Annotated in this window: 20 protein-coding genes, 1 tRNA gene and 1 riboswitch; of the genes, 11 read left to right on the forward strand and 10 right to left on the reverse strand. The window is 68.7% G+C overall.

The window, feature by feature from the left end:
* The first annotated feature begins 31 nt into the window (after positions 1-31).
* The 5 genes from BMZ38_RS02515 (at position 32) to BMZ38_RS02535 (ending at position 6,001) form a co-directional block, all read left to right on the forward strand.
* Positions 32-1,300: an ATP-binding protein gene (locus tag BMZ38_RS02515; RefSeq protein ID WP_091333705.1), complete on the forward strand. Its 1,269-nt coding sequence runs from the start codon at positions 32-34 to the stop codon at positions 1,298-1,300.
* Positions 1,301-1,386: 86 nt separating this feature from the next.
* Complete coding sequence (locus tag BMZ38_RS02520; RefSeq protein WP_091333707.1) at positions 1,387-1,965, forward strand: response regulator transcription factor; 579 nt, start codon at positions 1,387-1,389, stop codon at positions 1,963-1,965.
* 149 nt (positions 1,966-2,114) lie between these two features.
* On the forward strand, positions 2,115-4,358 hold the full coding sequence (locus tag BMZ38_RS02525; RefSeq protein WP_342707625.1) for a TonB-dependent receptor: 2,244 nt from the start codon (positions 2,115-2,117) through the stop codon (positions 4,356-4,358).
* 15 nt (positions 4,359-4,373) lie between these two features.
* Positions 4,374-5,540 (forward strand): sialidase family protein, encoded by a 1,167-nt coding sequence (locus tag BMZ38_RS02530; RefSeq protein ID WP_091333711.1) that lies wholly within the window; start codon positions 4,374-4,376, stop codon positions 5,538-5,540.
* Positions 5,537-6,001: a hypothetical protein gene (locus BMZ38_RS02535; protein ID WP_091333713.1), complete on the forward strand. Its 465-nt coding sequence runs from the start codon at positions 5,537-5,539 to the stop codon at positions 5,999-6,001. Before BMZ38_RS02530 ends, BMZ38_RS02535 begins: the two co-directional genes overlap by 4 nt.
* Positions 6,002-6,097: 96 nt before the next feature.
* Here BMZ38_RS02535 and BMZ38_RS02540 read toward each other — a convergent pair.
* The 6 genes from BMZ38_RS02540 to BMZ38_RS02565 form a co-directional block, all read right to left on the reverse strand.
* Positions 6,098-6,190, reverse strand: a tRNA-Ser gene (locus BMZ38_RS02540).
* A 70-nt stretch (positions 6,191-6,260) separates the two neighbouring features.
* A complete protein-coding gene (gene csrA / locus BMZ38_RS02545) occupies positions 6,261-6,467 on the reverse strand; it encodes a carbon storage regulator CsrA (RefSeq protein WP_091333715.1) in 207 nt (68 codons plus the stop codon).
* 273 nt (positions 6,468-6,740) lie between these two features.
* Complete coding sequence (gene alaS, locus BMZ38_RS02550) at positions 6,741-9,368, reverse strand: alanine--tRNA ligase (RefSeq protein WP_091333717.1); 2,628 nt, start codon at positions 9,366-9,368, stop codon at positions 6,741-6,743.
* A gap of 56 nt (positions 9,369-9,424) precedes the next feature.
* Positions 9,425-9,919 (reverse strand): regulatory protein RecX, encoded by a 495-nt coding sequence (locus BMZ38_RS02555; protein WP_091333719.1) that lies wholly within the window; start codon positions 9,917-9,919, stop codon positions 9,425-9,427.
* Between the two features lie 134 nt (positions 9,920-10,053).
* Positions 10,054-11,085: a recombinase RecA gene (recA, locus tag BMZ38_RS02560; protein WP_091333722.1), complete on the reverse strand. Its 1,032-nt coding sequence runs from the start codon at positions 11,083-11,085 to the stop codon at positions 10,054-10,056.
* Between the two features lie 130 nt (positions 11,086-11,215).
* On the reverse strand, positions 11,216-11,722 hold the full coding sequence (locus BMZ38_RS02565) for a CinA family protein (RefSeq protein ID WP_245747152.1): 507 nt from the start codon (positions 11,720-11,722) through the stop codon (positions 11,216-11,218).
* A gap of 250 nt (positions 11,723-11,972) precedes the next feature.
* Here BMZ38_RS02565 and mutS point away from each other — a divergent pair, with 250 nt between their 5' ends.
* Positions 11,973-14,588: a DNA mismatch repair protein MutS gene (mutS, locus tag BMZ38_RS02570; protein WP_091334349.1), complete on the forward strand. Its 2,616-nt coding sequence runs from the start codon at positions 11,973-11,975 to the stop codon at positions 14,586-14,588.
* Between the two features lie 7 nt (positions 14,589-14,595).
* Here the strand turns inward: mutS and BMZ38_RS02575 are convergent, their stop codons facing one another.
* Both BMZ38_RS02575 and BMZ38_RS02580 read right to left on the reverse strand, forming a co-directional pair.
* Positions 14,596-15,006, reverse strand: a complete 411-nt coding sequence (locus tag BMZ38_RS02575; RefSeq protein ID WP_091333725.1) for an RNA-binding S4 domain-containing protein — start codon at positions 15,004-15,006, stop codon at positions 14,596-14,598.
* Positions 15,007-15,030: 24 nt separating this feature from the next.
* Positions 15,031-15,930 carry an AEC family transporter gene (locus BMZ38_RS02580; RefSeq protein ID WP_175483659.1) on the reverse strand — a complete coding sequence of 300 codons (900 nt, stop codon included), beginning with the start codon at positions 15,928-15,930 and terminating at the stop codon, positions 15,031-15,033.
* 270 nt (positions 15,931-16,200) lie between these two features.
* Here BMZ38_RS02580 and BMZ38_RS02585 point away from each other — a divergent pair, with 270 nt between their 5' ends.
* The 3 genes from BMZ38_RS02585 to pnuC all read left to right on the forward strand — a co-directional run bounded on the left by BMZ38_RS02585 (position 16,201) and on the right by pnuC (position 20,367).
* Positions 16,201-17,328 carry a phosphotransferase enzyme family protein gene (locus BMZ38_RS02585; RefSeq protein ID WP_091333728.1) on the forward strand — a complete coding sequence of 376 codons (1,128 nt, stop codon included), beginning with the start codon at positions 16,201-16,203 and terminating at the stop codon, positions 17,326-17,328.
* 136 nt (positions 17,329-17,464) lie between these two features.
* Positions 17,465-17,563: riboswitch (TPP riboswitch) on the forward strand.
* A 60-nt stretch (positions 17,564-17,623) separates the two neighbouring features.
* Entirely contained in the window at positions 17,624-19,786 is a 2,163-nt protein-coding gene (locus tag BMZ38_RS02590) for a TonB-dependent siderophore receptor (protein WP_091333731.1), read from the forward strand.
* The gene (pnuC, locus tag BMZ38_RS02595; RefSeq protein ID WP_091333734.1) at positions 19,786-20,367 is read left to right on the forward strand and encodes a nicotinamide riboside transporter PnuC; all 582 of its coding nucleotides are present in this window, start codon (positions 19,786-19,788) and stop codon (positions 20,365-20,367) included. Before BMZ38_RS02590 ends, pnuC begins: the two co-directional genes overlap by 1 nt.
* A gap of 312 nt (positions 20,368-20,679) precedes the next feature.
* Here the strand turns inward: pnuC and BMZ38_RS02600 are convergent, their stop codons facing one another.
* Positions 20,680-21,141: a metallophosphoesterase family protein gene (locus BMZ38_RS02600; RefSeq protein WP_091333737.1), complete on the reverse strand. Its 462-nt coding sequence runs from the start codon at positions 21,139-21,141 to the stop codon at positions 20,680-20,682.
* Positions 21,142-21,406: 265 nt separating this feature from the next.
* Between BMZ38_RS02600 and BMZ38_RS17705 the strand changes: the two genes are divergently transcribed.
* The gene (locus BMZ38_RS17705; RefSeq protein ID WP_175483660.1) at positions 21,407-21,559 is read left to right on the forward strand and encodes a hypothetical protein; all 153 of its coding nucleotides are present in this window, start codon (positions 21,407-21,409) and stop codon (positions 21,557-21,559) included.
* A 64-nt stretch (positions 21,560-21,623) separates the two neighbouring features.
* On the forward strand, positions 21,624-22,559 hold the full coding sequence (locus BMZ38_RS02605) for an oxygenase MpaB family protein (RefSeq protein ID WP_091333739.1): 936 nt from the start codon (positions 21,624-21,626) through the stop codon (positions 22,557-22,559).
* A gap of 67 nt (positions 22,560-22,626) precedes the next feature.
* On the opposite strand, the gene htpG is transcribed toward BMZ38_RS02605, so the two are convergent.
* Positions 22,627-24,495 carry a molecular chaperone HtpG gene (gene htpG, locus BMZ38_RS02610; RefSeq protein ID WP_091333742.1) on the reverse strand — a complete coding sequence of 623 codons (1,869 nt, stop codon included), beginning with the start codon at positions 24,493-24,495 and terminating at the stop codon, positions 22,627-22,629.
* Between the last annotated feature and the right edge of the window lie 126 nt (positions 24,496-24,621).

Here is a 24,621-nt window from a genome sequence, read left to right on the forward strand (position 1 = left end):
CGGGCAGCCGCGGCACCCAGCGTTTAGCGCCATGCCACACCGGCACGCCAGCCGCCGCATCGGCCCCTTCGCGCTCACACGCACGCTGGCCTGGCTGCGTCTGTGCGCGATCGCCGGGCAGAGCGTCGCCGTGCTGGTCTGCGCGCTGTGGATGCACTTGGCCATCCCGCTGCTGCCACTGCTGACAGGCGTGGGCGCGCTGGCGGTGTTCGCGGTTTTCGCCGCCTGGCGGCTCGGCCAGCCATGGCCGGTGCGCGAATGGGAAACCATCGGGCACGTCGCCGTCGACACGCTGGTGCTGGGCTACCTGCTGTATTTCACCGGCGGTGCCAGCAATCCCTTCGTCACCTTGCTGCTGGTGCCGATCGCACTCTCCGCGGCGGCGCTCTCCGTGCCGGCGGTACTCGCCGTCGCCGCGTTGGCCGGCATCGCCTACCTGCTGCTGCTCTACCGCTACGTGCCGCTGCCGCTGCCCATGCATGGCGGTGGCTTTCCGCTGCACGTCCTGGGCATGGGGGTGAACTTCGTGATCACCGCGCTGCTGATGGCCTTCTTCATCAACCGGCTGGCGCGCGCGTTGCGCATGCAGCAGCTGGAAGTGCAGCGGGTACGCGAGCGAGCGCTGCGCGACGAGGGCATCCTCGCCATCGCCACCCAGGCCGCCGGTGCCGCACACGAGCTCAACACACCGTTGGCCACCATGCGTACGCTGCTGCCGGAATTGCGCCGCGAGCACGCGCAGGATGCCGTACTGGAGGAAGACCTCGCGCTGCTGCAGGAACAGGTCGACCGCTGCCGCACCATCCTGCGCGAGATGGTTGCCTTCGGTCAGGCACAGCTCTCGCAGGAGGCCGAGCGAATGCCGCTGCAGGCATTCGTGCATGGCTGCCTGGAACGCTTCCAGCTGTTGCGCCCGGAGGCCGAACTGGCGCTGGACCTGCCCGAATCCGCCGCGCGCCTTGAACTGCGCGTGCCGCCCGGGTTGCGCCACGCATTGATCAACCTGCTCAACAACGCCGCCGATGCCTCCGCGTCGTGCGATTCCAACGCGGTCGAACTGCAGATTCACTGTGGCCAAGGCTGGCTGGAGCTGACCGTGCGCGACCACGGTCCGGGCTTCGCCTCCGCGGACGAACCGGGCAGGCTCGGTCGCAGCGGCAAGCAGGGCGGCCTGGGGCTGGGCCTGGCGTTGGCCGAAGCCACTGCCGAGCGCCTCGACGGCGAGCTGACCGCCGGCAACACCGGGCACGGCGCGCAGGTGCGCCTGCGCCTGCCGCTGGCGGTGATCGGCGCCGGCTGATCGGGACCGACGGAAGCAGACGTCACGTGCAACCGCCGCGCGCTCGGGCAAGAATGTCCGTTCCATCCCCTGCCCCTTCCACCCACATGACCGACGCCAATGCCTCCCGCCCGCTGCTGATCGTCGACGACGACGCTACCTTCGTCCGCGTGCTTTCCCGGGCGCTGGGCTCGCGTGGCTTCGAGGCGATCGGCGCCACCCGCGCCGACGAGGCGCGCGTGCTGGCCCGTCGCCACCAGCCGCGTTATTGCGTGCTCGACCTCAAGCTCGGCGAGGAGAACGGCCTGAAGCTGATCTCCGAGCTGCACGCGCTGGTGCCGGAGATGCGCATCCTGCTACTGACCGGCTATGCCTCGATCGCCACCGCCGTCGAGGCGATCAAACGCGGCGCGCACGACTACCTGGCCAAACCGGTCGACGCCGATGCAGTGGTGCGCGCGCTGCTCGAGGGCGAGGGCCCCGCGTCGATCGACGACGAGCCGCCGGAGGCGCCCGAAGCACCGCTCGCGCTGCGCCGGCTGGAGTGGGAACACATCCAGCGCGTGCTGACCGAGTGCGACGGCAACATTTCCGAGACCGCGCGGCGGCTGGGCATGCATCGCCGCACGCTTCAGCGCAAGCTGGGCAAGCATCCGGTCCGCGAGCGGCCCGACACCGAAGGCTGACGGACGCAAGGGCCGCCAGGCCGAAGCCGGCCTCTGGTGCAAACCGCACAGCGGCGGGCTTGATACACCACTCTGCGACAACGCGTCATCTGACCGTGCACATTGGCGCCGCTATGCTGCGAAGCCTTGACCAACGTCCAGAGTTGACCGTGAAGCCCCGATCACCTGGCATCTGCGCACTCGTCCTGTTGGCCGCACCCGGCCTGCTGCATGCCGTCGACGCATCGCCGCAGACGACGACGCTTGCCCCGGTGATGGTCCATGCCAGCGACACCCACGTGACCGAGACGCCGGCCGTCAGCGTTCGCATCGACCGCGTGCAGCTGGACCGGCAGAACATCACCACCAGCGCCGACGCGCTGCGCTTCGCTCCCAACCTGCAGGTGCGCGAGCGCTACATCGGCGACCCCAACGCGATCATCAGCGGGCGCAATGCCGGCACGTTGCAGAGTGCGCGCAGCCTGGTCTATGCCGATGGCCTGCTGCTTTCCAACCTGATGACCAACGGCTGGGATGGCGCCCCGCGCTGGGGCATGGTCGCGCCCGGCGAGATCGGCGCGGTGGACGTGCTGTACGGCCCCTACTCCGCGCTCTATCCGGGCAACTCGATCGGCACCACGGTGCTGATCCACACGCGCCTGCCACGGCAGCTCACCGCCAGCGCGAGCGTCCAGTTCATGAGCCAGGATTTCCGCGATGCCTACGGTGCCAGCGGTCACTACGACGGTCGGCACGCTGCCGCCTCGCTCGGCAACAGGCAGGGGCGCTGGAGCTGGCTGCTCAGCCTGGACCGGCTGGACAACCATGGGCAGCCAATGCAGTACGCCACGGCCAAGCCCGGTGGCGACCCGGCGGCCGCGGTCGCCGTCGGTGGCGCCACGCTAGACCGCAATCCCAACGGCAGTCCCCGCCTGGTCTATGGGGCGAACAGCATCGAGCACACCGTACAGAGCCAGGCCAAGCTCAAGCTGGGGGTCGAGCTGACCGATCGCGTGGCTGCGCTGTTTACGCTGGGCTGGTGGCACAACCACGCCGAGGACCGCACGCGCACCTTCCTTCGTGACGCCGATGGACAGGCGGTCACCGCCGCCACGATCAGCGCCTATGGCGGCACCTGGACGTTGCCGCCCAGCGGCCTGGCGCCCACCGCCAACGAAGACACCCACCTGCTCTACGGCGCCGAGTTCAATGGCCACTGGTCCAACGACTGGCGCTGGACCGCCGTGGCCAGCCATTACGATTTCGCCCGCGCGCTCGCGCACAGCGCCGCGCTGCCGCAGCAGACCGGCCCCGGCACGGTAGCCGACAACGCCGGTTCGGGCTGGGACACGTTGGACCTGCGCAGCTCCGGCCCACTCGGCGACACGCACATGCTCTACGCCGGCCTGCACGGCGACCGCTACGTGCTCGACTCACGCGTGCATGCTGCCGACAACTGGCGCGGCACCGCGGACGGCCCGCTGACGGGCGCCTTCGCCGGCCGCACGCAGACCCGCGCCGCCTACCTGCAGGATGTGTGGAGCTTCGCGCCGGCGTGGGCGCTGACGCTGGGCAGCCGCTGGGAACAGTGGCGCGCCTACGGCGGCCGCCGTAGCGATGCCGCCGGCAACGTGCGCTACGCCGACCGCCGGCGCAGCGATCTTTCGCCGAAGGCTGCGCTCGAATGGGACTTCGCCCCGGCCTGGCAACTGCGGCTGGCCTGGGGCAAGGCGGTACGCTACCCGACCGTCGCCGAACTGTTCCAGGGCGCGATCTCCGCCAACGCCATCGTCGGCAACGATCCCAACCTCAAGCCCGAGCGCGACAACTCGGTCGACCTCACGCTCAAGCAGCTGCTCGCCCGGGGGCACTGGCGCGTATCGTTGTTCCAGGACCGCATCGCCGACGCGCTCTATACGCAGACCGACATCACCGTCATCCCTATCGTCACCAACGTGCAGAACATCGACCTCACCCGTATTCGCGGCATCGAGGGCGAGCTGGCACTGACGGACGTCTGGACGTCCGGGCTCGATCTCACGGCGAGCCTTGCCATCAACGACGCAAAGACCCTGCGTGACCGCCGCTACCCGCTGGCCGAAGGCAAGTGGTTCCCCCGCATCCCGCGGCTGCGCGCCAGCCTGTTCGCCGACTACCGTTTCGCGGACGGCTGGGACGCCTCGCTCGGCGTCCGCCGCTCTGGCCGCCAGTACGGTTCGCTGGACAACAGCGACTTCGTCGACACCTACGGCGCCGTCAGCGCCTTCACGGTCGCTGATGCCAAACTGCGCTGGCAGTTCGCCCCGCGCTGGACCGCTTCGCTGGGCGTGGACAACCTCACCAACGCGCGCTACTGGGTCTACCACCCGTATGCCGGCCGCACCTGGGTCGGCAGCGTGCGCTGGGATCTGTAGACGGAAGAAGCGACCATGCGCCGAACATTGCTCCTGTGGCTGTGCCTGACCGTTGCGCCGGTGCTGGCACACGAGCACATGACGATGGCGCAGGAGCCACCGCTCGGCGCCACCGCGGCGTTCGACGCGCACGGCCGCCTGTGGCTGGTCGATGCCGGCGACGGCCACGTGCGCCTGCGGCACTCGGACGACCTGGGCAAGACCTTCAGCGCGCCCGTGCCGGTCAACGCCGCGCCCGAGCCGATCTATGCCGAAGGCGAGAACCGACCCAAGCTCGCCTTCGGCCCGCAAGGCGAGATCTACGTGAGCTGGTCGCAGCCGCGCGCCAGGCCGTGGACCGGTTTCGTGCGTTTCGCCCGTTCGCTCGACGGCGGCGCGCATTTCACCGCGCCGGTCACCGTGCACCACGACCGCGCCGAGATCACCCACCGCTTCGACGCGCTGGCCGTGGACAGCAGCGGGCGCGTCGTGCTGGCCTGGGTCGACAAGCGCGACCAGGTCGCCGCCGAGGCGGCGGGCAAGCCCTATCTCGGTGCGGCGGTCTACTACACCTGGTCGAGCGATCGCGGCGCGCACTTCGAACCGGAACGCGCGCTCGCCCAGCACAGCTGCGAATGCTGCCGCATTGCGCTCGCACGCACGCCGCAGGGAGGTGTCGCCGCGTTCTTCCGCGCAGTCTACGGCGACAACATCCGCGACCACGCCTATGCGGTGCTGCGCACCGACGGGGGCACCAGCCATGCCGAACGCGCCACCTACAGCGGCTGGCACATCGCCGGTTGCCCGCACCACGGTCCGGGCCTCGCGATCGGCAACGACGGCACCCGCCACGCGGTCTGGTACGAGGCCAGCGGCAAGCCGACGATCTGGTACGGCCAACTGCAGCCGGGCCAGCGTGCCGCGCACGCACAGGCGATCGCCAGTGCAGGCGCCAGCCACGCGGACATCGCCGTACACGGCACTACGGTCTGGATCGCGTGGAACCAGGTCGATGCGCAGGGGGATGCACTGATGCTGCGCCACTCGGACGACGGCGGCCTGCACTTCGGCCCGCCTCGGGCGTTGGCGAACAGCACCGCGGCGGTCGGCTCGCCGCAGTTGCTGCTGCACGACGGCCACGCCTATGCCGCCTGGAATACCGCGTCCGGCTTCCGCCTGCTGCCTGTGGGGGACGCGCCGTGAAGCGCTGGCTCGCCCTCCTGCTGCTGATGCCGGCCATCGCGGCCGCCGGCTCGCTGAAGCCGCTAGCGGCGGCCGATGTCTCCGCCCTGCTCGCACCCCCCGCGCACGGCGAACGCCTGATCGCACTGTGGGCGCTGGACTGCGCCTATTGCGAACCCAACCTGCAGGCTCTCGCGCAGCTGCAGCAGGCGCATCCGGCGGCGATCGAATTGGTCACCGTCGCCACCGACGACATCGCCAATCTCGATGCCATCGAAAAGCGCCTGCAAGCCGCCGGCATGGCCGCCTTTCCCGCGCGCGCCTATGCCGATGCGACACCGGAGCGGCTCAACTACCTGATCGATCCCGACTGGGGCGGGGAAACGCCGCGCGTGCTGGTCATCCGCAGCGACGGTTCACGCGACGGCTTCAGCGGCGAGCTGACGGCGAAGCAACTGCAAACCCTCGGACCGAAACCGTAGGGTGCCTCCGTCACGGTGACGCGGGGATTCAAACCCACGCCATGAAGAGGGTCGCTCCAGAAACGCGAAACGCCCCAGTCGGGGCGTTTGCAAATCTGGCGGAGAGAGAGGGATTCGAACCCTCGATAAGGCTTTTGACCCTATACTCCCTTAGCAGGGGAGCCCCTTCGGCCTCTCGGGCATCTCTCCGGGTATGTTCCGCGCTCTCGCGGAGCCGGCAAGGATACTGACCGGCGCCGCCGAGGTAAAGCGTTCGTGATCAGTGCTCGCCGGTTTCGCCAGACGAGGCGCCGCCGGACTCGTGCTCGCCCTTGATCCGCTGGTAGATCTCTTCGCGATGCACCGCCACGTTCTTGGGCGCATTGATGCCGATACGCACCTGGTTGCCCTTCACGCCGAGAACGGTAACGGTCACCTCATCACCGATCATCAGGGTTTCACCGACCCTGCGGGTCAGAATCAACATGTTGTATTACTCCATAAATGCTGTTGGTCTCAGGCCTGCCGCACGATGGAGCCTCACCCCTGAGCCCATCGCCAGTCAGTTCGACGAAAGTCCGTCGAAGGCCCTACCGCCTTCCCCGGCTCACAGCCAAGGCACTCACCATGAATGCCCTTGCCTTGCGGCGACACCATGGGGTAATGCCGCCTGCAGTCAACGGATACTAGCCGAGCGCAAGCGCCGTGCGCAACGCATTTCGCGGGCGATAAATCCCCGATTCACAAAGGTCTGCAAGGCCTAGAGCTGCTCGCCGATCCAGCCCGGCAGAGCCTCCAGCAGGACCGGCAACTGCGCGGTGTCGAGCCCGCCGCCCTGGGCCATGTCGGCACGGCCACCACCCTTGCCTTCGATCTGTCTGGCGACGTGGGACACCACGTCGCCGGCCTTGATCCGGCCCAGCGCTGCGCCGTGCACGCCAGCCACCAGTGAAGCGCGGCCATCCGCGACACCGGCAAGCAGCACCACGCAATCGCCCAGTTGCTGCTTGAGTTGGTCGACGCTGTCGCGCAAGGACTTGGCGTCGAAGCCTTCCAGACGCGCGGCCACGACCTTGATGCCGCCCACTTCGCGGGCATGTCCGGCCAGGTCGGCGGTGGCACTGCCGGCAGCCTTGCTGCGCAGTGATTCGAGTTCGCGCTCGAGTTTCTTCTGGCGATCGAACAACTGGCGCAGCTTTTCGACCACCTCGCCGCCGCTGCCCGACAACAGGTGCGACAGCTCGGCCAGGCGGCGCTCCTCAGCGGCGACGTGGGCCAACGCACCGGCGCCGGTGACCGCTTCGATACGACGCACGCCGGAGGCCACGCCCGCTTCGCTGACGATCTTGAACAGGCCGATGTCGCCCGTGCGCTCGACGTGCGTACCACCACAAAGCTCGGTGGAGAACTCGCCCATCTTCAATACGCGCACTTCGTCGCCGTACTTCTCGCCGAACAACGCCATCGCGCCGAAGGCGATGGCCTCGTCGTAAGCCATGTTGTGCACCTCGGCCGGAGCATTGCGACGCACCTCCGCGTTGACCAGCGCCTCGACCGCGGCAAGCTCGTCGCGGCTGACCGGTTTGAAGTGCGAGAAGTCGAAGCGCAGGCGCTCGGGCGCCACCAGCGATCCCTTCTGCGCGACGTGTTCGCCCAGCACCTGGCGCAACGCGGCGTGCAGCAGGTGAGTAGCCGAGTGATTGAGCACGGTGGCCTGGCGGCGCGCGACGTCGACCTGCGCATCCAGCGCGTCGCCGGTACGCAGCGCCACGCCTTGCCAGCGGCCGGCATGGCCAAAGAACACGCCGCCCATCTTGAGCGTGTCGCCGACATCGAAGCGGCCATCCGCGTGGCTGAGCACGCCGGTATCGCCTACCTGGCCACCCGATTCGGCGTAGAAGGGCGTGCGATCGAGGATCACCAGACCCTCCTCGCCATCGTCCAGCGCCTCGACCTGCCGGCCGTCGCGCACGATGCCCACGACCTTGCAGGCGACCGCGGACAGCGCCTCGTAACCGAGGAACACGGTCGGGGCCAACCTGCTGGCGAGTTCGGCGGGCATCTGGCCCTTGGCCTCGAAGCGCCCGGCGGCGCGGGCGCGCTCGCGCTGCTCGTTCATGGCCTGCTCGAAGCCGGCCATGTCCACCGAAAGCCCTCGCTCGCGCGCGATGTCGGCGGTCAGGTCGACCGGGAAACCGTAGGTGTCGTAGAGACGGAACGCATCGGTGCCAGGGATGATGGTTCCGGCCTTCTTCGCGATCTCGTCGAATACGCGCATGCCATGCTCGAGCGTCTCGCCGAAACGCTGCTCTTCGGTGCGCAGCGCGTCCTCGACGAACGCCTGCCGTGCAGCCAGTTCCGGATAGGCCGCGCCCATCTCTTCGACCAGCGGCGCGACCATCTTCCAGAAGAAGTCGCCGCGCACGCCGAGCATCCAGCCGTGGCGCAGGGCACGACGGATGATCCGGCGCAGCACGTAGCCGCGGCCTTCGTTGGAGGGCAGCACGCCGTCGACGATCAGGAAGGAACAGGCGCGGATGTGGTCGGCGATCACGCGCAGCGACTTGTTGGCAAGATCCCTGGTACCGGTCAGCTCGCCCGCGACGCGGATCAGGTGTTCGAACAGGTCGATCTCGTAGTTCGAGTGCACGTGCTGCAGCACGGCAGCAAGGCGTTCCAGGCCCATGCCGGTATCCACGCAAGGTGCGGGCAGCGGCGAAAGGGCGCCGTCGGGCGCGCGGTCGAACTGCATGAACACCAGGTTCCAGATCTCGATGTAGCGGTCACCGTCCTCGTCGGGCGACCCCGGCGGGCCACCGGCCACGCCCGGGCCATGGTCGTAGAAGATCTCGGTGCACGGTCCGCAAGGGCCGGTGTCGGCCATCTGCCAGAAGTTATCCGAAGCGTAGGGCGCGCCCTTGTTGTCGCCGATGCGCACGATGCGCTCGGCCGGCACGCCGACCTGCCTGTGCCAGATGTCGTAGGCCTCGTCGTCGGTCTGGTACACGGTGACCCACAGCCGCTCGGCCGGCAGCTTGAACACGCCGGTCAAGAGCTCCCACGCGTAGGCGATGGCCTCGCGCTTGAAGTAGTCGCCGAACGACCAGTTGCCCAGCATCTCGAAGAAGGTGTGGTGACGCGCGGTATAGCCGACCTGGTCCAGGTCGTTGTGCTTGCCGCCGGCGCGCAGGCAGCGCTGCACGTCGGCGGCGCGCGCGTACGGCAGCTTCTCGCTGCCCAGGAACACGTTCTTGAACTGCACCATGCCTGAGTTGGTGAACAGCAGCGTCGGGTCGCTGGCCGGCACCAATGAGCTGGACGGCACGATGGCGTGGTCCTTGGCGCGGAAGAACTCGAGGAAGGTCGAACGGATGTCGGCGGTTTTCATGGGCTAGGCGCGGCGAAAGGCAAAAAAGGCACGCCGGCGGCCACCGCCGCTTGAAATCACTCGATTTCGTCGGCAGCGTCGTCCACTTCGGCGTGGGTAGCACGTCGTACTGTGGCGGTGGCAAAGCCGCGACGCAAGAGGAACTGCGCGCGGCGGGCACGTTCCGCGTGGTCGGCCGCGCCCTTGCCGGCGTAGCGGCGGCGCAGTTGTTCGAGCGCCGAAGCTTCCCAGTCGACCTCCGCCTCGTCCAGCAACTGCCGGATGCGCTCATCGGGGACGGCATGGGTTTTCAGTTCGGCGCGGATGCGCTGGGGACCGTATCCCTGCGAGGCACGGCTGCGCACGAGGATCTCGGCGAAGCGATCGTCGTCCTGGTAGTGCTGTTTGCCCAGGCGATCGATGGCAGCCGTCGCCTCCTCGCCCTCGTAGCCGCCCTGGCGCAATTTGGTCCTGAGCTCGCGGCGCGAGTGCTCGCGGCGGGCGAGCAGGCCCAGCGCCTTGTCATAAGCGCTGCGCCTGGGCTTGTCGGAGTTGGTCGGGCGGCGCGTCATGCGCTGCGGGCAGGCGCCGCAGGGATGAAAGGCGGCCTGTTCGTGCTCTTCCCGCTGGACAGGCTTACCGCAGCACCGTTCGCCGACCGAAGGTCGGGGAACGGCGCACTGGCGGGTTCAGGCCATGGCACGGCTCAGGCTTCTTCGAGCGCCTCTTCGGAGGCGGGAGCGGCCTTGCCGCCGACCAACAGGCGCGCGCGCAGTTGCTGGTCGATATCGTCCGCAATGGCCGGATTGTCCCTGAGGAACTGGCGCACGTTCTCCTTGCCCTGGCCGATGCGGTCGCCGTTGTAGCTGTACCAGGCGCCGGACTTGTCGATCAGGTTCTCCTTCACGCCCAGCTCGATGATCTCGCCCTCGCGCGAGGTACCCTCGCCGTAGAGGATCTCGAACTCGGCCTGGCGGAACGGCGGGGCCACCTTGTTCTTGACCACCTTGACGCGGGTCTCCGAGCCGATCACCTCGTCGCCCTTCTTGACCGCGCCGATGCGGCGGATGTCCAGGCGCACCGAAGCATAGAACTTCAGCGCGTTGCCGCCGGTGGTGGTTTCCGGGCTGCCGAACATCACGCCGATCTTCATGCGGATCTGGTTGATGAAGATCACCAGGCAGTTGGACTTCTTGATGTTGGCGGTGAGCTTGCGCAGCGCCTGGCTCATCAGGCGGGCGTGCAGGCCGACGTGGGAGTCGCCCATCTCGCCCTCGATTTCGGCCTTGGGCGTGAGCGCGGCGACCGAGTCGACCACCACCACGTCCACCGCGCCGGAGCGCACCAGCATGTCGGCGATTTCCAGCGCCTGCTCGCCGGTATCCGGCTGCGACACCAGCAGGTCGGCGACGTTGACGCCCAGCTTCTCGGCATAGGTCGGATCGAGCGCGTGCTCGGCATCGACGAACGCCGCCGTGCCGCCGTTCTTCTGGCAATTGGCGATGACCTGCAGGGTCAGGGTGGTCTTGCCGGAGGATTCCGGACCGTAGATCTCGATCACGCGGCCACGCGGCAGGCCGCCGATGCCCAGTGCGATGTCCAGGCCGAGCGAGCCGGTGGAAACCGTGTCGATGGCTTCGTCGGTGCGGTCGCCCAGGCGCATCACGGCACCCTTGCCGAATTGCTTCTCGATCTGGCCAAGGGCGGAGGCCAGCGCCTTGCGCTTGTTGTCGTCCATCGTGGGAATCCCGGGTGTGTGGCGAGGAATGGAGCGCAGCATGCCCGGTCGAAATCTCACGGGCTGCGATAGTCTGCGAAGGGCTCGATTATCCCACACCCGTCAAGCCCTGCCGCCGGCGCAAGGCGCGTCACGGCGTCAGCGCTTTCCGCACGCCGTTGAGCGCGGCGGCCACGCTCTGGCGGCGGATCGCCTCGCGGTCGCCAGCGAACTGGAACAGCCGTGCATGGGCGTAGCCGCCGCGGCGTTTCCAGCCGATCCATACGGTGCCGACCGGTTTGTCCGGCGTACCGCCGCTGGGTCCGGCGATGCCAGTGACCGCCACGGCAACACCCGCGCCATAGCGTGCCATCGCTCCGGAGACCATCTCCAGCACGGTCTCCTCGCTCACCGCGCCAGCGTGCTCGAGCGTGCGCGGGTTCACGCCCAGCAAGGCCTCCTTGGCCTCGTAGCTGTAGACCACGACGCCAGCATCGAACCATGCCGAACTGCCGGGCTGGTCGGTGAGCGTCTTGGCGATCCAGCCGCCAGTGCACGATTCGGCGGTGACCAGCATGAGCTTTTGCTGCAGCAGGTCGCGTGCGACCTCGGCAGCCAGCGCGGACAGCTCGGCATCGGTTGGAGGGGAATGGGGCACGAGGGGATCCGGTTTGCAAAGGCTCGTTCTAACCGCTGGGGCATGTGCGCGGCAAGAAGCCTTTCGGACACCGGGCGCTGCCGCAGGGGTAGAACAGCAGCCGCCAGGTTGCGCGCCAGGTCCGCGCCGGCAAGATGCCTCGCCCCACGCCCCTTTCCCGGGGCATGGAGCACCGGCTCACGCCATGTACACTCCGAGCCCTCCCGGCGCGATCGCAGCCGCCGGCGACCGCCTGAACCTTCCTCGCCGCATGAACCTCAACGATTCCGCCTCGCACACTCCTTTCATGCGCCAGTATCTGGCGCACAAGGCCGAGCACCCGGACGTGCTGCTGTTCTTCCGCATGGGCGACTTCTACGAGCTGTTCTACGACGACGCCCGCAAGGCGGCGCGACTGCTCGACATCACGCTCACCCAGCGCGGCCAGTCGGCCGGCGCGCCGATCCCGATGGCCGGGGTGCCCTATCACGCGGCCGAAAACTACCTGGCACGGCTGGTCAGGCTCGGCGAGTCGGTGGCGATCTGCGAGCAGATCGGCGATCCGGCGGCGTCCAAGGGACCGGTCGAGCGCAAGGTGGTACGTATCGTCACGCCTGGCACGGTAACCGACGCCGCGCTGCTGGAAGAACGCCGGGACAACCTGCTGCTGTCGATCCACGCCGGCGCGCAGGGCACCTTCGGCCTGGCTTGGGTCGATTTGAGCGCGGGCCGCTTTCTGCTGAGCGAGGTGGCCAGCGCCGAGGGACTGGCCGCGGAACTGGCGCGGCTGCAGCCGGCCGAGACGCTGGTCGGCGAGGATGGCGCCTGGCCCAAGCTGGTCACCGCCCTGCCCGGCCTGCGCAAGCGTCCGCCGTGGCACTACGACCTGGATGCCGCGCGCCGCGAGCTCCATCGCTTCTTCGGCACGCGCGACCTCTCGGGTTTCGGCGTGGACGGCCTGCCGCTGGCCATCGCCGCGGCCGGTTGCCTGCTTGGCTACGTCGAGGAAACCCAGAAGAGCGCGCTGCCGCACCTGACCGGCATGGCGGTGGAGAACGCCGGCGAAACCATCGCGCTGGATGCCGCCACGCGACGCAACCTGGAACTGGACACGCATCCCAGCGGTCGCGTCGAGCACACCCTGCTCGGCGTGCTCGATGAAACCGTGACGCCGATGGGCGCTCGCCTGCTGCGCCGCTGGCTCAATCGCCCGTTGCGCGCACGCGACACACTGCGCCTGCGCCACCAGGCCATCGCCACGCTGATCGAGGCCCGCGCCTACGAACCGCTGCGCGAGACGCTGCGCGGCATCGGCGACCTGGAACGCATCCTCGGCCGCATCGCGCTGTGCTCGGCCCGTCCGCGCGATCTCTCGACGCTGCGCGATGGCCTCGCCGCCGCCCCCGGTGTTTGTGCGATCGTCCTTGATCGCGAAGGTCAAAGAGCGGCCAGCCATGGCCGCACTCTCCAGCAAGACCCCAATCCACTTCTGGCCAGCCTGGTGGCGCGCATCGGCGACCACGCCGACACGGCGGCGCTGCTGCAGCGTGCCATCGTCGCGCAGCCGCCGGTGCTGCAGCGCGACGGCGGCGTCATCGCCGAAGGCTACGATGCCGAGCTGGACGAGCTGCGCCGCCTGTCTACCCACGCCGACCAGTTCCTGGTCGAGCTGGAGGAACGCGAGAAGGCCGCCTCGGGCATCCCGACGCTCAAGGTCGGCTACAACCGCGTGCACGGCTACTACATCGAGATCACCCGCGCGCACGCCGACAAGACCCCCACGCACTACACGCGCCGCCAGACCACCAAGAACGCCGAGCGCTACATCACCGAAGAACTCAAGGCCTTCGAGGACAAGGTGCTGTCCGCGCGCGAACGTTCGCTGATGCGCGAGCGCGCGCTCTACGATTCACTGCTGGCCACGCTGATCGAGCGCCTGGCGCCGCTGAAGGATGCCGCCGCGGCGATCGCCGAACTGGACGTTCTGGCCGACCTGGCCGAACGCGCCGAGACGCTGGACTGGCGCGCGCCCGACCTCACCGACGCACCCGGCATCTGCATCGAACGCGGCCGCCATCCGGTGGTCGAGAAGGTGCGCGAGGAGCCGTTCGAGCCCAACGATCTGGACCTCACCGACCGCCGCCGCATGCTGGTGATCACCGGCCCGAACATGGGCGGCAAGAGCACCTACATGCGCCAGAACGCGCTGATCGTGCTGCTCGCCCACATCGGCAGCTACGTACCCGCGTCGCGCGCTTGCATCGGGCCGGTCGACCGCATTTTCACCCGCATCGGCGCCGGCGACGACCTCTCGCGCGGCCAGTCCACCTTCATGGTGGAGATGAGCGAGACGGCCAACATCCTGCACAACGCCACCGAGCACAGCCTGGTGCTGATGGACGAGGTCGGCCGCGGCACCAGCACCTACGACGGCCTGGCGCTCGCCCGCGCTGCCGCCGTGCACCTGGCCGCCGCCAGTCGCGCGTTCACCCTGTTCGCCACGCATTACTTCGAACTGACCGAACTGGCGAGCGAATACCCCGCCATCGCCAACGTGCACCTGGATGCGGTCGAGTACGGCGAGCAACTGGTGTTCATGCACGCGGTGAAGGAAGGCCCGGCCAACCGCAGCTTCGGCCTGCAGGTCGCGGCGCTGGCGGGCCTGCCCAGGTCGGTGATCGCCGATGCGCGGCGCACGCTGGCCGAGCTCGAACGCGGCATGCATGGACATGCCACGGCACCGGCGGCGCCCGAAGCCTCGCCGCAGCTGGGCCTCTTCGCAGCGAGGCCTTCTGCCCTGGAAGAAGCCCTGAAGGGGCTTGATCCTGATGCGATGTCGCCACGCGAGGCGCTGGAGGCGCTGTACCGGCTGAAAGCGCTGGAATGAGAGGCTCTCACTCCTGTGACTGTTCGTCCTTGAACTTCATGATCTGCCGGCGCGCCTGCTTGTCCGGCCGGGTCGGCGGACGCAACAGGCCGGCGGCACCCAGCCTGCGCTGAGCCCGCGCCGCCTCGCGGGCGGCAAGGCTCTCCTCGGTCTCCCGATAGAGCGCCTGCGCCACCGGTGCCGGCCCGCGCTGCCCGGACAACGCCGCCACCACTACCTCGATGCGTTCCTCGCCGCGGCCGATCTGCAGCCGGTCGCCGACATGCACGGCCTTGGAGGGCTTGCAGCCGGCACCGTTGAGATCCACCTTGCCACCGTCGATCGCCTGCTTGGCCAGGCTGCGCGTCTTGAAGAAGCGCGCCGCCCATAGCCAGACATCGGCACGCACCGCCTGCGGATGGTCCTGCACTTCGCTCATCGGCCGCTCGTCTCCGTTCGGGCGCTAGCCAAGCAGTGCACTGCCCAGCGGGATGGTCAGCAAGGACAGGACGATACCCGCTCCAAGAATGGTATTGGCCAAGGGCGGGTCCAGCCCGTATTCATCGGCCAGGATCGTGGCCGAGACCATGGGCGCCATCGCCGCCTGGAGCACGCCGACCGAGAGCACCAGACCGCCGACACCGGCGACCGCGCCCAGCAGCCAGCATGCCAGCGGCGCCAGCACCAGCTTCCAGCCGAGCCCCAGCGTGGCGGCGGCAGCCTGGCGCTCGCCCGGATGGAAGCGGAACTGAAGTCCGACCGAGAACAGCGCAAGCGGCGTCAGCGTCGCGCCCAAGGGGGCGAATACCGCGTCCAGCGCACGGGGCCACCCACCGAACAGGCCGGCGCCGATACCGGCCACCAGCGCCAGGAAGGCCGGGAAGGTGGCAATGCGCCGCACGATCGTCGCCGGCTCGGGCGTCCGTCCGGCATACAGGCTGGCGACCACGATGCCGGCCGAGGCGAGCACCGGGAAACAGCCCAACTGGTCGGCCACCACCGCCAGCGAAAGCCCCGCCTGGCCATACAGCGCCTGCATCAGCGGGTAGCCCATGAACGAGGTATTGCCCAGCCCGCAGACCAGGACCAGCGCGCCAGTGCGTCCACGTGACCAACCCAGCCGCGACCCGATCAACCCGAACAGCAGCCACGCACCGCCGAAGGTGATCCACATGGCCACGATCGGGAACCACAGCTGCCGGTCGAAATGCAGCTTCGGAATCAGCTCCAGCACGAGTGCCGGCAGCGCTACGTTGATCACCCACCAGTTGAGGCCGGCCGCCAACCCGGCCGGCGGCCGCGCCAGGCGCGCCACCAGTGCGCCCAGCACCAGGCAGGTGAACAGCAGCAACAGGGCGCCCATGCACGAACCTTTCGCGAAAAGGCGGCAGTCTAGCGGCCGGCGTGTGTGGCCAACCAAAGGAATGGGGGCACGGATCGCTCCGGGGTCCTGTTCTTGCGGTGCCTCGAGCAACCCCGGGAAGCCGCTACGCGCCGCGCGAGCCCACCGGGGCCGCCTACGACGAAGCCACGGTCACCACTCGCCCATCTCACGGACCAACGGACCGCAGAAAGCCGGACCGAAGCGGCGGCCCGGCATAATGGGCACCTTTGCTGATCTCTCCGGACGACCATGACCAGCCACAGGGTCCACGGCCTGGCCGCCGACGACGTGCCACCCGACTGGCCGCCGCTGGCCAGGGCCGACGTCGATAGCCTGCTCGCCGGTTTTCCGGCGCTGGGGCGGATCGGCACCATCCGCTGGCACAGCCCGCGGCCGCTGTCGGCCGCCGGACTGGTCCAGACCCGACGTGGGACGGTGTTCGTCAAACGCCATCACCGCAGCGTGCGCAGCGTCGCGACGCTGACAGAGGAGCATGCATTCGCCGGAAGGTTGCGCGAGGCCGGCGTGCCCGTTCCCCGGGTGCTCGCCGATACCGCCGGGCGCACCGCGATCAGCCACGGCGAATGGGTCTACGAAGTGCACACACCGGCGGCGGGGTCTGACCTGTATCGAGACACTGCCTCGTGGACGCCGCTGCACGACCTGGCCCATGCGCGCACTGCCGGCGCGATGCTGGCCCGGCTGCACGAGGCTGCGGACGGCTACGCCGCCGGGCAACGCCAGACCCACCTGCTGGTCGCCCGCAGCGAGCTGATCGAGGCGGTCGACCCGCTGGCGGCGATCGCGGCGCAACTGCCGCAACGGCCGGGCCTGGCGCGTTACCTGGAACGACGCGACTGGCACGGCGAAATTGGCGAAACGCTGGCCCCCTTCCACTCTCACTTGCCGTCGCGGCTTGCGGCGCAGCCGCGGCTGTGGACGCACGGCGACTGGCACGTTTCCAACCTGTGCTGGAGCGATAGCGGCCCGCAGGCGGCCATCACGGACGTGCTCGATTTCGGCCTGTCGTCGCGCACGTTCGCACTGTTCGACCTGGCCACCGCGATCGAGCGCAACGCCGTCGCCTGGCTCGCGCTCGACCGGGGCAATGCGGCCCACCCGGATACCGCCCGGGCCCTGGTTGCCGGCTACCGCGAGCGGCGCCCGCTGACCGCCGCGGACGTTCATCTGCTGGCCGACCTGCTGCCGCTGGTGCACCTGGACTTCGCGCTGTCGGAAGTGGAGTACTTCACCGCTGTCACGCACTCGCCGGCCAATGCGGATGTGGCGTACCACACGTTCCTGCGCGGCCATGCGGCATGGTTCGGCTCGGCGGCCGGACGGGCGCTGCTGGAGGCAATCCACGCGCTCGCGTGACAGGCGGATCGCGCCTGGCGCAATGCGCGACGGCCTGTGCAGCCGAGCGCGCGCGAGCACGCGCGCAGCGACCCCGCCTCCGCCGGCGGAGTGCCGGCCGGTTTGGATCGGACGTCCATTCCGTGCTTCAATACCGTTCTTGAAGCGGGGGTGCCCGGCACAACGGCCGGGCTGAGAGAGTCCCTTGGAACCTGATCCGGTTTGTACCGGCGTAGGGAGCTTGATAAGCAGTCGCGCGTCCATCCGGGCGTGTGCCTGGCCGTCGCTTCGTTCCGCCCCTGCCGACGAGCCGACGATGACCACTCCCCGCACGCCCCTGCTGCTTGCCCTTCTCGCCGCGCTGGCTCCGGCCACGCACGCTGCCGCCCTGCCGGACACCACCCAGGCCAAGGAACTCGCGCCAGTGCACGTGGAGGGCCGGACGCACGACGACCGCCACGGCACTGCCATCGATGCCTACGGCAATGCCTCGCTGCACGACACTCCCGCGTCCGTCACGGTGGTCGCGCGCCAGCAGATCGACGACCGCCAGATCCGCAGCCTGAGCGAGCTGGCACGCGAGGACGCTTCGCTGGGCGACAACTACGCCCCGGTCGGCTACTACCAGGACATCGCGATCCGCGGCTATCCGCTCGACCTCGCCACCGGTCTTCGCTTCAACAACCTCACCCTCGCCGGCGAGCAGCGCATCGCGCTGGAAGACAAGCAGCAGGTGGAAATTCTCAAGGGCCTGGCCGGTCTGCAGACGGGCGTGATGGAGCCCGGTGGCGTGGTGAACTTCGTCAGCAAGCGCCCCGCCGACGTGCGCGAGGTGACCCTCGGTACCGACTCGCACGGCTCGCGCTACGCCGCGCTGGACGTCGGCGGCTGGCTCACGCCCGATTTCGGCGTGCGCGCCAACCTGGCCTGGGAAGATACCCACGCCTACGTCCAGCACGCCGATGGTCGACGCAACTTCTACGCGCTGGCGGCCGGCTGGCACATCACGCCCAACGCCACGCTGGAGCTGGACAGCGACTACCAGGCCAGCGCGCAGCGTTCGGTCTCCGGCTACCAGCTGCTCGGCGGCGATACGCTCCCGGAACACGCCGATCCGGCACGCATGCTCGGCTTCGAGCCGTGGCAGCAACCGGTCTCGATCCATTCGGCCAACACCAGTGCGCGCCTCAGCTACGCCCTCAGCGACGACTGGCGCCTGCGCCTCGCCGCCGGCCACAGCCGCAGCGTGATCGACGACAACGTGGCTTTCGCCTACGGCTGCTTTTACTCGCCCGCCTGCGCCAGCGGCGAGCCGGGCAACTATTTCGCACCCAATGGCGACTACGACGTCTACGACTACCGCAGCCCGGACGACACGCGCATCGACGACGAAGCCCGCGCCACGCTGGAAGGCCGTTTCGATACCGGCGCGGTGAGCCAGCAACTCACCCTGGGCGCGAGCGCCTTCCGCCGCCTCAACGACCAGCACGCGGACGTCTACGACTACGTCGGCACCGCCAATATCGCCGAGCGTGACCCGCCGTATTTCGCGCCTTCGCCGAACCAGCCCGGTCCCGCGGTGCGCCGCCTCACCAGCTGGCAGCGCTCGTTGTTCGCGCTGGATCGCCTGCATCTGGGCGAGCAGTGGCAACTGGTCGGCGGCGGCCGCTTCGTGCGCCTGCACGAACGTGCGTACGACGACGCTGGCACGCCGGAACGCGACACCCGCCTGAGCAAGGCGCTGCCGCAGGCTGCCGTGCTGTGGCAGCCGAACGAAGCGCTCACCGCCTACCTCAGCTACAGCGAAGGCCTTTCGCTCGGCATGGAAGCGCCGTACTGGACCAGCAACGACGGCCAGATGCTGGCACCGCGCCTGTCGCGCCAGCTCGAAGCGGGGACGAAGTACGCCGCGGGCGACGCGCTCGAACTTTCCGCAGCGTTGTTCCGCATTCGCCAGCCCTACCAGTTCGCGCAGCCGGACGACTCCGCTGCCGGCTTCACCTTCGTGCAGCACGGCGAGGAAGTGCACACCGGGCTGGAGCTGGATGCCCACGGCCGCCTCGCCGACAACCTCGCGCTCACCGCCAGCGCCAGCTTCCTGCGTGCCCGCGCGCGCGACACCGGCACCGCAGCCTACGAAGGCCACCAGGTCGTCAACGTGCCGCGCGTGCGCGCCGCGCTCCATGCCGACTATCGGCTGCCGTTCGCGCCTCGGCTGAGTCTGCTCGCCGGCTGGCGCTACGCCTCGCCCAACGTCGCCACGCCCGACGGCCGCGTACGCGTGCCCGCCTACAGCGTGTTCGATGCCGGCCTGCGCTACAAAGCCGAAATCCGCGGCCACGCGTTCACCGCGCGCCTGTCGGTCGACAACCTGTTCAACCACTTCTACTGGCGCGACACCGGCAGTTCGCTCGGCGACAGCTACCTGTTCCCCGGCGCACCTCGGCTGGCCCGGCTGTCCGTGAGCTACGCGTTCTGATGGATGCGATCGAACTCGTCGGAGCGGCGCTGAGCGCGTGGGCCGTGTGGCTCACCGCGCGGCGGCGCCCGTGGTGCTGGCCGGTGGGCTTCGCCTCGGTGCTGGTGTACGGCTGGATCTTCATCCACGCCCGGTTGTATTCCGACGCGCTGCTGCAGGCGGCCTTCGCCGGGTTGATCGTGTACGGGTGGCTGCGCTGGATCAGGCACCTGGACAGCGATGGCCGCGTGCAGGTCGCAACGCTCCCGGTGCGCCGGCTCGCCATCCAGCTGATGATCGGCGTAGTCGGCGCACTCGCGCTCGGCTACGCCATGCACCGTTGGACCAACGCCGCCCTGCCCTGGCTCGATGCGGCGCTCACTGCCTTCAGCCTGGTCGCCCAATGGTGGCAGGGGCGCCGCCACATCGCTGCATGGTGGCTGTGGATCGTGGTCGACGTGATCTACGTGGGCGAGTACGTGTACAAGGACCTGTTGATCACGGCCGTGCTCTATGCCGGGTTCGTGGCGCTGGCCGCCATGGGACTGCGACAGTGGCGGCGCGCGGAGCATCCGCTGGAAGCACCTGCCGCCGCGGGTTGATGCGGACGCGGGCGCCGCCCTTTCATGCCTGGGAATCGCCGCGTGCCGAGTTTGCCGCCTGTTACGCGAACGATGCCCGCCCGGTCGGGCTCTCGGGCAAGCGTCCACCGATCGAGGGCAGGGCGGCGATCAGGCGCGCTTACGCGTCGCTGGCCGCCAAGGAGCCCAGGGCGTTCGGCGTCGAAATCCTCAGGCGCACCGTCAGCGGCCCGATCGTGGTCGACCTGGAGCGCACGCTCGTGACGTGCGGCGTCGCCCCGGGTCGCCTGCGCCGCGCAAGTCGCCACGCACCCAGAAACCCTGCTGGGGGAGCTATCCGTCCAGCTCGACCACGCGCGGCATCACCTCGCGCCCGTCGATGAGCAGCTCGCCCACGCAGATCGGCAACTTGAAGCGCCGCCGGCCGGCGCTGCCGGGATTGACGTAGAGCACGTCCTCGCGCCGTTCCACCAGCGGCTTGTGCGAATGCCCAGACACCACGACGTGCACCCCGGCCGTGCGCGGATCGATCGCCAGCTCCCTGCGGTTGTGCAGCACGTACAACTGCATCTCGCCCAGCGGCAGCCGCACCGCCTCCGGCAGGTCGCCGAGGCCCGGCCCCTGATCGTTGTTGCCGCGCACGGCCGTGACCGGCGCCAGCGTCGCCAGCGCTTCGAGGATCGCCATGCTGCCGATGTCGCCGGCGTGGACGATGCGTGCACAGCCGCGCAGGAAGTCCATGGCGGCGGGGCGCAGCAAACCGTGGGTATCGGAAATCAGGCCGACGCGAAACATCGTTTGCGAAAAACCCGTCTATGCGACCGTGCAGGCCAGCCAGGACAACCTAACGCAACCGGTGCGACCGTCCCGTCATCGCCAGGCCAAAACGGGCCGTTCCGTTGTCCGCGGCTGTCCGGATACGGTGCGCCACCGTCCGCGGACACCGCGGCGCAGCAGGCCCGGCGGCTCGCAAACCGCATCGCAGCGCGCCTTTAAACGTTGGCACGCGTTGTGCCATCCAATCCGCGAAAGCTTCCTTCCACCCGAGCGGAGAGTCACCATGAAATTCGAAACCGTCCTGCTGAACAGTTTTTTTGCCGTCTGCATGCTGCTGTGCGTGGCCGTGATGGGCGCCATGCTCGTCCTGCCGACCCCGACGTCGCTGGCCGCCAACCACGCGCGCGCGGCAACCCTGGCGAACGCGGAAGGCTGAACCGGTCCATCGGGCTTCGAAGGGCGAGGATCATGGGCACGACGCATCCCTATACTTGCGCCCCATGGCTTCGCCCCTGCACCTGCTTCGCCGCGCCACGCACGAACCGATCCGCCGCTGGGTGCTGGGCGCCTTTCCGCGCGATCCTGATGGCGGGCTGGACTACGACCATCCGGCGGGCGATCCGGGCCTGTTCGGGCCGGACAGCGTGACCTGGCGCATCCACGCCGACTTCCCCGGCATGCTCTCCGGAGGCCTGGCCGCGCTGATGATGCAGACCCTGCACCCACTGGCGCTGGCCGGGGTCTGGGACCACTCGAACTTCCGTGGCGACCTGGTCGGGCGGCTGCGCCGAACCACCACCTTCGTCGGGGCGACCACCTATGCGCCGTGCGCGGCGGCCGAGAGGCTGATCGAGCACGTGCGCCACGTGCACGGGTTCGTCCGTGGGACCGCCGAAGACGGCACACCATACTCCGCCGACGATCCGGCGCTGCTCACCTGGGTCCATGTCACCGAGGCGCACAGCTTCCTGGCCGGCTATCGGCGCTTCGGCCAACGCGACGTACCGCGCGCCATCGCCGATCGCTACTTCGACGAGGTGCGGCGCATCGCCGAAGCGCTCGGCGCGCGTGGCGTACCCGCCTCGGAGGCGGAGGTGGCCGATTACTTCGCCACCGTGCGCCCACAGCTGGCTTGCAGCGACCGCTCGCGCGAGGTACTGCACATCCTCGCCGGCGTGCGCCTGCCGGTGCCGCTCGCCGGTCTTTCCCGCGACGTGTTCCTCCATGCCGGCATCGCCCTGCTGCCGGGCTGGGCCAGCGACCTGCTGCGCCACACGCCGCGGCAGCACCGGCAGGCACGGCTGGCCGCGCGCGCACTGTGGTCGATGGGGCCGGCGTTCCGCGCAGCGCTGAAGGACGGCATAGTCAGCCGCGCCTGCCGGCGCGTTGGCGTGGAGCCGGAAGCGATGCGGCGTTGGCCTGCAACCGACGGCTGAGCAAGGGCCAGGGTCGAGAAAAAAACCCGCCAAATGGCGGGCTTTTCTTGCGACCAGACAGGCGGATCTACCCCAGCAGCACTCGGTTCATCCGCTGCACGAACGCGGCCGGGTCGGGCAACTGCGCACCAGCGGCGATCTCGGCCTGGTCCAGCAGCAGCGCGGCAAGGTCATGGGCCTTGTCTTCGTCGGTTTCCGTTTCCACGCGCTTGACCAACGGGTGCTGCGGGTTGATTTCCAACGTGGGCTTGGACTCGGGCATGTCGTGGCCGGCTTCGCGCAGCAGGCGGGCCAGATGCGGGGCCATTTCGTAGTCGCTCAGCGCGAGGCACGAGGGACTGTCGGTAAGGCGGGCGGAAACCTTGACGTCGCCGACGCGGTCGCCGAGCAGCTCCTTCAGTTTCCTGAGCAGCGGTTCGGCCGCCTTGGTGGCTTCTTCCTGCTTCTGCCTGTCCGCTTCGTCGAGCGGCACCTCACCCTTGGCGACGCTCTTCAGCGGCTTGCCGCCGTATTCGTTGAGGCTGCCGAGCATCCATTCGTCGATGCGGTCGGACATCAGCAGGACTTCGATGTCCCTGGCCTTGAACGCTTCGAGCTGCGGGCTGCCGGCGGCGGCGGTGTAGCTGTCGGCAGTGATGTACCAGATCGCGTCCTGGCCGACCTTCATGCGGCCGATGTAGTCGTCGAAGCCGACCGTCTGGCCGGCGCCCTCGCTCTTGGTCGAGGCGTAGCGCAGCAGCCTGGCGATGCGCTCGCGGTTGTTGGCGTCCTCGCTGATGCCTTCCTTGAGCGTGTTGCCGAAGGCCTTGTAGAAGGTCGCGAACTTCTCCGGCTCGTCTTTGGCGAGCTTTTCGATCAGGTCGAGCACGCGCTTGACGCAGGCTGCCTTGATGCGATCGAGCTGACGGTTGTGTTGCAGCAATTCACGGCTGACGTTGAGGGGCAGGTCGTCGGCATCGACCACGCCGCGCACGAAGCGCAGGTAGTTGGGCAGCAATTCCTCGGCCGCATCCATGATGAAGACGCGCTTGATGTAGAGCTTCAGGCCCTTGCGCTCGTCGCGGCCGCCCATCATCAGGTCGAACGGCGGCTGCGCCGGCAGGTACAGCAGCGTGGTGAAGCTCTGGCTGCCCTCGACACGGTTGTGGGTCCAGGCGAGCGGATCGTTGAAGTCGTGGCCGAGCGACTTGTAGAAGCTGATGTAGTCCTCGTCGCTGATCTCGCTCTTGGGCTTGGTCCAGAGAGCGCCGGCATCGTTGACGGTTTCCCACTCGTCGGTGGGCTGGCCATCCTTGTCCTTCGGCATGCGGATCGGGAAGGCAACGTGGTCGGAATACTTGCGGATCAGCGAGGTCAGCTGCCAGCGCTTGAGGAACTCGTCCTCGTCGGCCTTCAGGTGCAGGACCACGGTGGTGCCGCGCTCGCCGAGTTCGACCTGCTCCAGCGAGTACTCGCCCTTGCCGTCGCTTTCCCACTTCACACCCTCGTTGTCCGGCGCCCCGGCGCGGCGGGAGAGCACGGTGACCTTGTCCGCCACTACGAAGGCCGAGTAGAAACCCACGCCGAACTGGCCGATCAGCCGCGCGTCGCTCTTCTGCTCGCCGCTCATGGCTTCGAGGAAGCGCCGGGTGCCGGAACTGGCGATGGTGCCGATGTTCGCCACCACTTCGTCACGGCTCATGCCGATGCCGTTGTCGCGCACGGTGACGGTGCGCGCCTTCTCGTCCCAGCTCACGTCGATGTGCAGCTCACCTTCACCGGCCAGCAGTTCCGGATGGGCGATCGACTCGAAGCGCAGCTTGTCGCAGGCGTCGGAGGCGTTGGAGATGAGCTCGCGCAGGAAGATTTCCTTGTGCGAGTAGAGCGAATGGGTGACCAGGTGAAGGACCTGGGCGACTTCGGCTTCGAATTTGCGGGTTTCGGTGGATGCGGTCATTGCAGTGAGACTTCCAGAGGGTTGGTTGGTTGAATCCCTCCCCGCCCGGGAGAGGGGGCCCGCCAGGGTGGGTGAGGTTCGGGCGGAGCGGGCTGCCCGGCGCCACCGCACGCTCACCCCCCAGCC

It is taken from the genome of Frateuria terrea, from assembly GCF_900115705.1.
Taxonomy (GTDB): Bacteria; Pseudomonadota; Gammaproteobacteria; order Xanthomonadales; family Rhodanobacteraceae; genus Frateuria_A; species Frateuria_A terrea.